Origin of the sequence: Pleionea sediminis, assembly GCF_007570825.1 — a bacterium.
In the GTDB taxonomy this organism is placed as follows: Bacteria; Pseudomonadota; Gammaproteobacteria; order Enterobacterales; family Kangiellaceae; genus Pleionea; species Pleionea sediminis.
Map to the genome: position 1 here is coordinate 1,258,343 of NZ_SUNB01000001.1, position 11,449 is coordinate 1,269,791.

Here is an 11,449-nt window from a genome sequence, read left to right on the forward strand (position 1 = left end):
AATCTCACTCATCATAATATTAGTTTTACTCGGAAAGCAAAGATGAGCTGAAGAATTAGGTAATATTTACTTTTACAAAAAGGCTTTTTATAGAGCTAGAGTTGCTCTGTGAGTTGATTCCTTACTGACGGAGAGGTTGTCGCCATCACCAATCGCAGGTACTGGTAACTTGATTTCAGGAATAAGCTTTTCTTTCCAATAGTCTGAAACGGTAACTAACTGATATCTTTCTGCGATATTCGGTAGTTCTCGCTCCAACAACTTCAATGTCTCTCGATATGGATGTCCAATCACAACAACTTCTCCTTGAGCATCAGCAATTTGTAAAGCTCTTCGCCATTGCTCCTCAATCACATGCTGCTCTTTTGATGGATCCAAGAAGACATCACGATCGAGTGAAGGGATACCAGCAAGTTCAGCGGACTGAAGGGCTACAGAATTCGCCGCCGTTTTACTATCGACAAAGTACAAACCATGCTTTGCTGCATGACTCATAATCCAGTCCATATGAGCTTTTGAACCCGTCATGACACTTCCCATATGATTATTAAACCCAATAACAAAAGGAATTTGACGTAAGTTTTCATCGAACAATTTTTGGGCTTCTTGTTCATTATGTCGTTTGACCAAGGCACCCTTTCCTAATAGGTCTGGCCGAGTTGTTGCTTCCATAGGAAAGTGCAACATTACGTCGTGCCCTTTCAAAAAAGCTTGTTCTGCTAAACGCTTTGCAAAAGGAGTGTTCGGTAAAAAAGCTAAATTTAACGCTACGGGAAGATTAAGCACTCGCTTTCCCAAATGAAAATTATCACCGAGATCATCTATTATCAGAATTAATTTAGGCTTTTTCACAGGAAGAAGGTATTCGCCTCGGTCCAGGGCAACAGCACAGTTAAAGCTGAATAAACCTATAAACAGGCAGCAAACTCGTAACATCCGCGTACTTCAATTGTTATTTTTTCTAGAGCTTACGCTCTGATTGCTCCGCTAGCAAGGTCACCGCCTGCTCTAACCACAAATCCTCAGAGCCGTCCTCCGAATTTGCGGAAACAGTCACATCTGGCTTGATACCAAGTCCATGAATAGAGCGTCCTTTTGGAGTGTAATACCGAGACGTTGTTAATTTGATGGCAGCGTTGTGACGAATGGGTAAGATGGATTGCACAACACCTTTTCCATAAGATTTACTACCTAAAACAAGAGCGCGATGATGATCTTGTAGAGCACCAGCAACAATTTCCGAAGCTGATGCCGATCGTTCATTGATGAGCACGACCATTGGCACAAGCTCTAAAGAATCTCCTGGATTTGCAAAGTAACGTTGAATACTATCAGCAGCTCGACCTTCGGTCGAAACGATAACTCCAGTCTCGAGTAGTAAATCAGCAACATCAACAGCAGCTCTCAAAACGCCACCAGGATTATTTCTTAAATCAAGAATTAAGCCATTCATTGCTTTGCCTGATGTTTGATTCAAAATAGCTTTTTCTAATTCGTAGCCACTATCTCGTTGAAAAACACTTAACTCTACATGCCAGTAACCATCTGCGAGTTCCTTCACAATAACACTCTTCATCTCTAATGTTTCGCGAATTAAGTGATATTGAATTTCCTCTCCTTTTCCTTGTGGAACGACACGGAGCTGAATCGGTTCGCCCGCTTTTCCTCGCATTGCATCAATGGCTTTATCAACTCCCGCTTCTGCGACTACAATCGAATCAACCGCAACAATTAAATCATTCGCTTTTATACCCGCCCTTTGAGCTGGTGAGCCATCCAATGTTTTCACTATCTTAATATGCTTCTCTTCAGAAACAACTTCGACGCCCAATCCATCGTAAACACCCTCAGAACTTGCTTGAAGGTCCATTAGATCGTCTTCATTTAAGTAGCCAGAATAAGGGTCCAGCGACTTGAGCATTCCGTTAATTGCCCCTTCTAATAGTTGTTTGTCATCAACTCGATCAACATAACTTTGCTTAATTTTCCAATAAGTATCGGCGAAAGCTTTGAGTTGTTCCATTGGGATTGGAGGTTCAACCGACCGTGAAGAGTCTTTTTCGGCATTTCGTGCAACAGCCGAAGAACATAGACACAAAAGAAAAAATGCAGACAAGGATCGCAACAAGGAGCGAAGCATAATACAGACCTCAATTCAAAACCGCTCTATTTTCACTATAGACCAATCAATAAATCTATGCCTGCAATATTCCTCATAATGATAAAAATCACTCTAACTACAGTGGTTTTAAGAATTAAATTCTATTTAGCGGGTCTTTGAATAACTATTATTAAAAAAGTTATACCTTTTCTATTAACAAAAATTAAACATTTTTGATTCACAGAAACTGGAACTAATGAAATTTGATCAATAACTTGAGAAATTAATATGCACTAAAATGAACCATTCATGCTCACTCAAATGCACTGGGGCTAACTTAACTGCGAATCCATTGCATGGGGTTTCGAGCTTTACCTTGATGACGTATTTCAAAATACAACCCTGGAGACTGCTTACCTCCGCTTTGTCCTACAGTCGCAATCATCTCTCCTGCTTCCACCCAGTCACCAACCTCTTTGAATAAAGACTGATTATTTCCATACAAACTCATATAGCCTTTGCCATGATCGACAATAACTAACAATCCAAATCCTCTTAACCAATCACTAAAAATTACTCTTCCATGGAAAACAGCGGCAACTTCTTTACCTTCCGAAGTTGATATCCGAATACCATTACTTCGAATTCCCTGGTTAATTCTTTCACCATAGTTTAAAGAAAGTCGTCCTTTAATCGGCCAGGCAAGTTTACCTTTAACTTTTGCTAAGCCTTCCAGGTTTTGCTGTTTAAAAATTTCCCTCAAAGCTCGCTGCATTTGCTGAAGTAAAGACTCAAGTTCTTCTTCATTCTCTCTTAAGTTCAATAACTTTTTGTCTTGTGATGCGATGCTTTTTGCTAACTGAGCAACTTCTTTTTTTCGTTGCTCTTTTAAAGAAAAAAGTCTTTTTTGCTCTTTTTTCTGTGATGCTTCTAAGACGGCCAGTTCTTTTATAGCGGTTTGTATATCTTCACGCACTTGAGCTAACTCAACGATCGTTTCACCTAACTCTTTAATACTGTCAGTACGAGCACGATTGAGGTAATCGTAATAACTTAAAATACGGCCTAACTTTTCAGGATGCTCTTGGTTTAACAATAATTTTAAATATTCCTGCCTTCCAGTTGAATAAGCGCTACGCAATTGTTGCGCTAACACAGCCTGATGTTTCACTTTTTGTTTTTGGAGTTCCTTCTCTTGGACCTTATTGGAAGCAAGCTTTTTTTCTTCACGACTAATTTGGTTCTGGGTAGCTCTCAATATTTTGGCTGCCGAGTTAATTCTTTTTTCTGTTTTGCGTAAGGACTGAGTAGCGCTATTGTATTCTTTACGTTGACTTGAAAGCTTTCTTTGAACCGACTGAATCTTTTCTTTAACTTCCTGCAATTCCTTTTCAGCTTGCTCTTTTTTTTCGCTCGCTTGCAACCAGAGCGAGCTCAAAATCAGAGCAAGACTTAACAAACTTAATCCAAAATATCGGGAAATTGACAATTGAAACTCCGACTCTATTGTTCAGTCAGTTTCATAATGGGGCGTCCCGTCATTTCTTTTGGAATTTCGAGCCCCAACAAGGAAAGTAATGTTGGAGCAACATCGGCCAACACTCCATCTTCAACGACAACGTCTGCATCGCGTCCATAATAAATAAAGGGAACTGGACCACTGGTATGCGCTGTATGAGCTTGTCCCGTCGAATGATCAAGCATTTTCTCCGCATTACCATGGTCTGCAGTAATCAAAACCTCTGCACTAGCTTTGTCGAGTGCACTAACTATTCTTCCCAAACAAACATCAATGGTTTCTATCGCTTTACGCGTCGCCTCAAAATTACCCGTATGTCCAACCATATCTGGATTAGCATAGTTACCAATTATCACTTTAAACTGTTTAGACTCGATAGCTTCAACCAATTCATCCGTCATTTTTTCAGCATTCATTTCTGGCTGCAGATCGTAGGTTGCAACCTTCGGTGAAGGAATAAGCTTCCTTTCTTCTCCATCAAATGGTTTTTCCACACCACCGTTAAAGAAAAAGGTTACATGAGCGTATTTTTCTGTTTCTGCAATTCGTAATTGTTTGTAGCCCAGTGATTCAATATATTCGCCCAAAACATTTTTATGCCGGAGAGGAGGAAAAGCGACAGGAGCATCTATATCCGCTGCGTACTGAGTGAGCATCACAAAGTCCGCTAACTTAGGGTTCTTTTTACGCTTAAAGCCCGCAAACTCTTTATCAACAAAAGCACGAGAAATCTGCCGTGCTCGATCAGCTCGATAATTTATAAATAATAAAGCATCGCCATCACCAATGGTAATAGGGTCGCCAATTAGCGTTGTGCGAACAAACTCATCATTTTCGTCACGAGAGTAGGCAGCTTCTAAAGCATCTAAAGCGGACGTTGCCTGGAAATCGGCGATGCCTGAAGTCATCATATCGTAAGCTTTTTCGATTCGATCCCATCGTTGATCTCGGTCCATCGCGAAATAACGCCCAGTCATGGAAACGATTTTTCCTAGACCAAGTTCTTCTATTTTCTTTTCAACGGCCTCGATAGACTCTTTTGCACTGCGCGGAGGCATGTCTCGACCATCCAAAAAGGCATGAATATACAATTGTTTAGCACCGCGCTTTTTCGCCATTTCCATCAAAGCAAATAAGTGGTCTTGATGGCTATGGACTCCGCCAGGCGATAGTAAGCCCATCAAATGGACAGCACCATCATTCTTGATCGCCTTATCGATTGCTGCTGTCAAAGCTGGATTTTCAAAAAAATCGCCATCTTGAATCGATTTTGAAATACGCGTGTAATCTTGGTAAACCACTCGACCCGCTCCCAGGTTTAAGTGACCCACTTCGGAGTTACCCATTTGTCCTTGGGGTAAGCCGACATCAATTCCAGAACCTGATATCAATGTATGAGGAGAATTGCTCCATAACCGATCGAAGTTGGGGGTGTTTGCCGCCAAAATAGCATTGTTTTCTGGCTCTTCACTGTATCCCCAGCCATCGAGGATCAATAAAACCATCGAAGAAGGTGTTGCCGACATAATGAATAATGTACCTGTACTAAAAAGAATCTCGAATACTAGAAACGCGATTATACATGAGAACGCTCAAAGTTCATCTGTGCAGATATCATCCCCCATGCATTACCGCGGAGTAGTTCGCTGTTTCGAGAATCAATAACAGGTTCTTTTTGAGACATCGCAGATGATCAGTTATGCTCAATATCTTACGAGGCTTTATAATACAAATACTCTAGATGCTATTCAGGCCCAAATCTCCCAATGTGCTATCACTCTTTTCGAGCGGATGGCTAATGATGTTGCTAGTGTCTTCCGCTGGCGTACTAATATGCCATTGGGCAGGCTATTGGATACCTTTATATGGACCCATCAACCAGCTGATCGTTGCCAAAATTACTGGTCCAACGCCTTATCTGGATATCATAGTCGGCATTGGCGTACTCATAAGCATTACCAGTTTTGTCTTAGCATATCGACTAAAAATAAGCGTTAGCACACTTATTTTGTTGGTAAGCAGCATGATTTTTTGGGCTGGGTATTGGTGGTATGCAGCGTCCAAACAATTGCAATTTCCAATTATTGAGTATTCCGCATTTATTTTATTAGGTTGGGTTTTTGGACTTATCGAAAAATATCACGAATACCCTTTGCAAAATATTTTTGAATCTCGGCGAGAGTGGGGACTCTTGTCTGCCAAATATTTTAAGAATGAAAATCAACTCAGTAAAGCCTGGGAGATTCTCAAGCAACTGGGGCAGCACCGTGATGTTCTGGAATTGAGTTATCAATTTGCCGAACACTGTGAAAGGAAAAGAGAATACGAGCTCGCCAAAGAGGTATACCAAACTCTGAGTAAAGGCAAAGGATTTAAAGACAGTCATGCCAAACTCGAGCGTCTCTCTCAAATACGGCAAACCAATCCAGGTTTCACAGGGACTATTGCTCTAGAAAGTACGCTGATGGTGCCAGGTGGCGCCATTCAACCACCAACTCTGGGTCGTTATCGAATTGACAGTGTACTCGGAAAGGGGGCAATGGGTGTGGTTTATCGCGGTATTGATCCCGCAATTAATCGCGAAGTCGCCATTAAAACACTTGCCTTGTCAGAGGAATTCGATGATGGCGAAGAGCAAACTGCAAGACGGCGTTTTTTCCGTGAAGCAGAAACTGCAGGAAAGCTCAATCATCCGAATATTGTTACGATCTACGATGTGGGTGAAGAAAATGAACTCGCGTTTATCGCAATGGATTTATTACCGGGCGTACCTCTCGATAAACATAATAAACCCAATACGCTTTTGGCCGTACCTTTGGTCTATCAGATTTTAGTTCAAATCTCAGCAGGGATTAGTTATGCCCACCAAAAAGGTGTTGTTCATAGAGATATTAAGCCAGCCAATATCATTTACGATGACGAAAAGCATTCCGTTATTATCACCGACTTCGGCATAGCGCATGTCACAGATCAAAGTAAAACTCGGACTGGTGCTATTTTGGGCAGTCCTTTTTACATGTCTCCAGAACAAATTCAGGGTAAACGTGTCGACGGTCGCAGTGATATTTTTAGTTTAGGTGTAACCTTCTACCAGCTTCTGACCGGTGAACTTCCATTTACTGGAGACTCGCTAGCAACGGTAGCTCTTAAAATTACTACTAAGAAACATGAACAGGTTCGCAAAATTCGGGCTGATTTACCGCCAAGTGCGAGTAGAATTATTAATAAGGCATTACAGAAAGAGCCTGAAAAGCGATATCAATCGGTCGATGAGTTTCAAGAAGCCTTAGAAAATGCTTTAAGGCGCGATTTTAATCTCAGCCCGTTTAACTAGAGGATTCTTCTTACCCCATGAAACCTTTTACATGGAAGGTAACCGGAATGTCAGACCAGGGCAAAAAGCGCCCCAACAACGAAGATGCTATTGGCTGGCAAGTCGATGCTGACAAGGGTTGGTTGTGCGCTGTTATTGCTGACGGAATGGGCGGACATGCCGCAGGAGAGGTTGCAAGTAATATCGCCCGAACTCAATTTCTAGATTTGGTTGAAGAGCTATTCTCGAGCCCAAACGATAGTTTCCCTAACGAACAAACAATGCGTGAAGCCTTGTCGGACTACGTCTCTCAAGTTGACGTTCAGATTAAGCAGCATGCCAAGCAACATCCAGAAGATGAAGGTCTTGGCACGACAATGGTTGCAATCATTCTCTACGCCAATCAGTGCTGGATAGTCAACATTGGCGACTCCAGATGTTATCGCTTTCGCAACAACGAATTACAACAGCTTACTCGAGACGATACACTCATACAAAGCTGGCTCGAAAAAGGTCAAATTAGTCCAGAAAATATCGATAGCTCGCCTTATAAAAATGTGCTCACTCAGGCATTGGGCTCTAAAGAAACGCTGACACCACAAATTCTGTCAATCGCGATTCAGCAAGGAGATCGTTTCTTGTTATGCAGTGATGGTCTAAGCAACTGCATGTCAAACGCATTTATTAGCGATACACTACAACAATACGCATTAAACGAATCAACTAAACAATTACTTGATGAAGCGCTCAGTGCAGGCGCGCCAGATAACGTATCATTAATCGTTGTAGCTCAACATTAACAGTGGAGTAATTAATGGCTTATTTAGGATTAATTGTTGATGACGTGGTTGTCAATAAATTCGAATTGAATAACGGTGTACTTACAATTGGTCGTGCACCCGATAATGACGTGCAAATTCAGGATAATTCGGTCAGCAGCTTTCATGCTCAAATTTTGCACGAGGAAGACGAATATCTCGAAGATCAAAATCACTATGAAATTGAAGATTTAAAAAGTACCAACTCAACGCGTGTTAATGGCGTAAAAATCGAAAAACAAAAGCTTAACAATGGTGATCTAATAGAGATTGGCTATAGCAAGTTTCGCTTTGTCGATAAGACGCAAACTAACCTTGATCGAACAGCAGTTATCCTTCCTGATTAATTTTTCATATTAACAATAAAATGTAATAAAACTCGGCATTCTTTGACTATCATAGTAACAACAAAATCTTTGGATTAACGGTTACTGTCAAGGAAATGAATGTCGAGTGAAATATCAACTAAACGGAATAAAATTTATACTATTTGCCATAGCGATCCTTTGGCTTGTGGAATTTATCAATATATTCACAGGGCGAGCGCTTGAAAGTTTTGGTATTTTACCAAGACAATGGTCACATGCTTACGGCATTTTCACGGCTCCGCTCATCCATGGTGGACTTTGGCACTTGCTTGGGAATAGCATTCCGCTTGCAATACTTGCATTTTTAGTTCATCAAACACGTAACTTGCTCGCAGTCACTTTCATTGTCTGGCTAGGTTCCGGTTTAATTGTATGGTTGGTCGGGCGACATGCGTATCATATTGGTGCATCAGGTTTAGTACTTGGCTATTGGGGATTCTTACTCGCCAATGGTTGGATCAATCATTCGATTAAAAATATATTACTTAGTTTTGTTGCGCTGTTTATTTATGGTGGCCTATTTTTTAGCTTAATCGATTTTCGCGGTTTTATCAGTTTTGAAGGACATTTAGCAGGATTTATTTGCGGCATAATCGCTGCCTACTTAGTGAAAGAAAACTCAAAGTCTTCGGGGGAAAGCTTATGAATGAAATTTGGAGTATTGCCAGTAGTTTTCCAACGTCTATTTTTACGACAATAAACTTAATATTAATAGGATATTGGTTAATAGTTGCATTCGGACTACTCGACTTTGATTTTTTCGATTTAGATATCGATACCGATGCAGATGTTTCCGATCTGAGCGGGTTTGCCACATTTCTCGCAACACTAGGTTTAACAGGTGTACCTATTACCATCGTATTAACAATACTAATGTTTTGCGCCTGGCTCATTAGCTATATTGCATCGAAATATTTATTTTTTTGGGTTGAGAGTGAAAGCTTAATGTGGCTAATTGGAAGCCTTACATCGATAGGAAGCCTTGCCCTTGCTCTTCCTATTACTGCTTGGTGTATACGCCCATTAAGAAAATTATTTAAAAAACTTCACGGCGGTAGCGATAACAAAAACTTATTGGGTCGTCCTTGCCGAGTTCGCTCCTCAAAGGTAAATAAAACTTTTGGTGAGGCAGTTTGTGATTTTGATGGCGCCAGTTTACTACTAAAAGTTCGTGCAGACGAAAAATACCAATTTAAGCGCGGTGATACCGCCTACATTGTCGACTATGATGCTACTAAAAGTGTTTACTTTTTAGTCGATAAAAACGATTTTCATAACAGTTAATATAACGAGGGAAATATGGGTGACTTAATATTTATCATAGTCGGTGGTGCACTAGCTTTTTTGGTGATACTGGGTATTTTTATTGCCTCAGTCTATAAAAAAGTACCTCAAGGTTACGCATTAATCGTCAATAACATGTCTAGCAAGCCAAAGGTTAGCTTTACCGGCTCGATGGTTATCCCGGTGATCAATAAAATGGAAGTGATGAAAATTTCTTTAATCACTTTGGAAATTGATCGCCGAGGAAAAGAAGGTTTAATTTGTAAAGACAATTTGCGTGCTGATATCACTGTTGCCTTTTACTTAAGAGTTAATGAAACCGCTGATGATGTGCTGAAAGTTGCAAAGTCTATCGGTGTCGATAGAGCTTCCGATAAAGCAGCGGTGAACCTCCTGTTTAATGCAAAGTTTTCTGAAGCATTAAAAACGGTTGGTAAGCAAATGGACTTCCTTGATCTTTTCGAAAATAGGATTTCATTTAGAGAAAAAATTGTCGAAGTCATTGGCGAAGACATGAACGGCTATGTTCTGGAAGATGTTGCCATAGATTACTTAGAACAAACACCAAAATCTCACCTCGATCGCTCTAACATTCTTGATTCAGAAGGTATTCGAAGAATTACAGAAATAACAGCGACAAGAAACGTTGAAACCAATCGACTTGAGCGAGATGAAGAACTCGCAATCACTAAGAAAAATGTAGAAACAAAAGAAGCTTTGCTCGCGCTAGAACGCCAAGAAGCCGATGCAACTGCCAAACAAAAACGCGAAGTCGAAACGATACAGGCTCGAGAACAAGCAGAAACGAAGAAAGTTAGCTATGAAGAACAATTAAAATCGGAAGAAGCAAGAATTGCTACTGAAGAACAAGTTGCGATTCGTGAAGAAAACAAAAAGCGACAAATTGAAGTCGCAGAACAAAATCGACAACGTGCCGTTGTGATTGAACAAGAAAAAGTCATCAAAGCGAAAGAGCTTGAAGAAGTAAATCGCCAGCGTGAAGTTGAGCTCGAAACTATAAATAAAGAAAAAGCACTTGAAGCAGAGCGTAAAATTATTGCTCAAACGATTAGCGAGCGCATTGCAGTCGAAAAGAAAGTTGCCGAAGAAGAAGAGCGTATTAAAGAAGTTCAAATTGTTTCTGACGCCGAAAGGCAAAAACAAGTCCGAGTACTTGAAGCTCAAGCTGAAGCCGAAGAAGCAATGATCAAAGCTATTAAACAAGCGGAGGCCGACGAACGCTCAGCTGAACATCGTGCGAAAGAAATCAATATGATCGCACAAGCAGAACTTGAAGCATCAGCAAAGAAATCAGAAGCTCAAAAGAAAGAAGCCGAAGGTAAACAAGCTCAAATGGCTGCTTCAGGCTTAGCAGAGGCACAAGTTATTCATGCACAAGCTGATGCGAAAGAGAAAGAAGGTCTTGCAGAAGTACGAGTTAAAGAAGCTGCTGCTGTTGCTCTTGAAAAAGAAGGTTTCGCTGAAGCAAAAGTTCTTGAAGAAAAACATACTGCAGAAGCTCGAGGCCTTGAACAGTTAGGACTTGCCGAAGCACATGCCGCAAAAGAAAAAGGCTTAGCTCAAGCAGCAGTAACGGTTGAACAAGCAAAAGCTGAAGCTGCAGGATTAATTGAGAAGTTTAATGCCATGAATGGTATGACTCCTGAAGCTCGTGAGTTTGAACAATTTAAAATGAAACTTGAAGCCCACTTGAAGGAAGAACTTGCTAAAGTTGATGCGAGCAAAGATGTTGCTAGCGACCAGGCATCGGTTATCGCCAAAGCTCTGGAAAACGCCAACATTGATATTGTTGGTGGCAGCAATGACTACTTCGACAAAATGGCCAAAGGAATGGGAATGGGTAAAGCACTCGATGGCTTCCTGGACCAGTCGCCAGTTGTCTCGTCTCTGCTCGAAAAGTTTTTGGGCGGTAATGCGGCAACCAAAGATATTAATTCAGCGCCGAAAGACAGCGCTTAAGCCTTATGGCAGCACCTTTTATTGGTGCTGCTCTCTTTCATTTGTGCTTATTTTCTATTTTAAGGA

Annotated in this window: 10 protein-coding genes; 6 read left to right on the plus strand and 4 right to left on the minus strand. The window is 40.9% G+C overall.

Going from position 1 to position 11,449, the window contains the following annotated elements:
- Nucleotides 1–87 precede the first annotated feature (87 nt).
- From FAX86_RS05040 to gpmI, 4 genes are all read right to left on the minus strand, one after another.
- Nucleotides 88–852: a divergent polysaccharide deacetylase family protein gene (locus FAX86_RS05040; RefSeq protein WP_164503465.1), complete on the minus strand. Its 765-nt coding sequence runs from the start codon at nt 850–852 to the stop codon at nt 88–90.
- Nucleotides 853–961: 109 nt separating this feature from the next.
- Nucleotides 962–2,140, minus strand: a complete 1,179-nt coding sequence (locus FAX86_RS05045) for a S41 family peptidase (RefSeq protein ID WP_144392250.1) — start codon at nt 2,138–2,140, stop codon at nt 962–964.
- A gap of 298 nt (nt 2,141–2,438) precedes the next feature.
- The gene (locus FAX86_RS05050) at nt 2,439–3,590 is read right to left on the minus strand and encodes a murein hydrolase activator EnvC family protein (protein ID WP_144392251.1); all 1,152 of its coding nucleotides are present in this window, start codon (nt 3,588–3,590) and stop codon (nt 2,439–2,441) included.
- A 14-nt stretch (nt 3,591–3,604) separates the two neighbouring features.
- Nucleotides 3,605–5,146 (minus strand): 2,3-bisphosphoglycerate-independent phosphoglycerate mutase, encoded by a 1,542-nt coding sequence (gpmI, locus tag FAX86_RS05055; protein WP_144392252.1) that lies wholly within the window; start codon nt 5,144–5,146, stop codon nt 3,605–3,607.
- A gap of 272 nt (nt 5,147–5,418) precedes the next feature.
- On the opposite strand from gpmI, the gene FAX86_RS05060 reads away from it, so the two are divergent.
- The 6 genes from FAX86_RS05060 to FAX86_RS05085 all read left to right on the plus strand — a co-directional run bounded on the left by FAX86_RS05060 (nt 5,419) and on the right by FAX86_RS05085 (nt 11,383).
- On the plus strand, nt 5,419–6,954 hold the full coding sequence (locus FAX86_RS05060) for a serine/threonine protein kinase (protein WP_164503466.1): 1,536 nt from the start codon (nt 5,419–5,421) through the stop codon (nt 6,952–6,954).
- A gap of 17 nt (nt 6,955–6,971) precedes the next feature.
- Complete coding sequence (locus tag FAX86_RS05065) at nt 6,972–7,733, plus strand: PP2C family protein-serine/threonine phosphatase (RefSeq protein WP_144392254.1); 762 nt, start codon at nt 6,972–6,974, stop codon at nt 7,731–7,733.
- 14 nt (nt 7,734–7,747) lie between these two features.
- Nucleotides 7,748–8,098: an FHA domain-containing protein gene (locus FAX86_RS05070; RefSeq protein WP_144392255.1), complete on the plus strand. Its 351-nt coding sequence runs from the start codon at nt 7,748–7,750 to the stop codon at nt 8,096–8,098.
- 106 nt (nt 8,099–8,204) lie between these two features.
- On the plus strand, nt 8,205–8,765 hold the full coding sequence (locus FAX86_RS05075) for a rhomboid family intramembrane serine protease (protein ID WP_164503467.1): 561 nt from the start codon (nt 8,205–8,207) through the stop codon (nt 8,763–8,765).
- Nucleotides 8,762–9,403 carry an OB-fold-containig protein gene (locus FAX86_RS05080; protein ID WP_144392257.1) on the plus strand — a complete coding sequence of 214 codons (642 nt, stop codon included), beginning with the start codon at nt 8,762–8,764 and terminating at the stop codon, nt 9,401–9,403. The genes FAX86_RS05075 and FAX86_RS05080 overlap by 4 nt, the downstream gene beginning before the upstream one ends.
- A gap of 15 nt (nt 9,404–9,418) precedes the next feature.
- A complete protein-coding gene (locus FAX86_RS05085) occupies nt 9,419–11,383 on the plus strand; it encodes a flotillin family protein (RefSeq protein WP_144392258.1) in 1,965 nt (654 codons plus the stop codon).
- The last annotated feature ends 66 nt before the right edge of the window (nt 11,384–11,449 follow it).

What these genes read in the sequence shown, in the direction of transcription:
- gpmI (WP_144392252.1), bottom strand. Translation starts at nt 5,146, where the DNA reads ATGTCGGCAACACCTTCTTCGATGGTTTTATTGATCCTCGATGGCTGG.
- FAX86_RS05045 (WP_144392250.1), bottom strand. Translation starts at nt 2,140, where the DNA reads ATGCTTCGCTCCTTGTTGCGATCCTTGTCTGCATTTTTTCTTTTGTGT.
- FAX86_RS05065 (WP_144392254.1), top strand. Translation starts at nt 6,972, where the DNA reads ATGAAACCTTTTACATGGAAGGTAACCGGAATGTCAGACCAGGGCAAA.
- FAX86_RS05080 (WP_144392257.1), top strand. Translation starts at nt 8,762, where the DNA reads ATGAATGAAATTTGGAGTATTGCCAGTAGTTTTCCAACGTCTATTTTT.
- FAX86_RS05060 (WP_164503466.1), top strand. Translation starts at nt 5,419, where the DNA reads ATGATGTTGCTAGTGTCTTCCGCTGGCGTACTAATATGCCATTGGGCA.
- FAX86_RS05085 (WP_144392258.1), top strand. Translation starts at nt 9,419, where the DNA reads ATGGGTGACTTAATATTTATCATAGTCGGTGGTGCACTAGCTTTTTTG.
- FAX86_RS05070 (WP_144392255.1), top strand. Translation starts at nt 7,748, where the DNA reads ATGGCTTATTTAGGATTAATTGTTGATGACGTGGTTGTCAATAAATTC.